This window comes from Polaribacter sargassicola (genome assembly GCF_021991835.1).
GTDB classification, from domain to species: Bacteria; Bacteroidota; Bacteroidia; order Flavobacteriales; family Flavobacteriaceae; genus Polaribacter; species Polaribacter sargassicola.
Window position 1 is genome coordinate 1 of sequence record NZ_JAHDAU010000201.1, and the last position, 289, is coordinate 289.

Annotated in this window: 1 protein-coding gene; it reads right to left on the reverse strand. The window is 41.5% G+C overall.

Features of this window, described 5'->3' with window-relative positions; translation table 11 throughout:
* Nucleotides 1–218: HYR-like domain-containing protein (locus KI686_RS16485; protein ID WP_237590399.1), on the reverse strand; the 218-nt coding region annotated here is incomplete at its 3' end.
* Nucleotides 219–289: the final 71 nt, after the last annotated feature.

The window sequence follows — 289 nt, forward strand, 5'->3', positions numbered from 1 at the left end:
GCATCAAATACTGGGTTAGTCGTATCTTGAATAGTAATTATTTGAGTAGCAGTAGCGGTATTATCACAAGCATCAGTATAAGACCAAGTACGAGTAATAGTTCCACCACACGTATCACCAGATAAAGCAGAGTCAGAACCAGTAACCGAACCAGCACCATCGCAATTATCTGTCCAACCAAGATTGGTCATGGCCGGCACATCATCAATACATTCCACAGTAATGGCAGCTGGAGCAGCATCAAATACTGGGTTAGTCGTATCTTGAATAGTAATTATTTGAGTAGCAG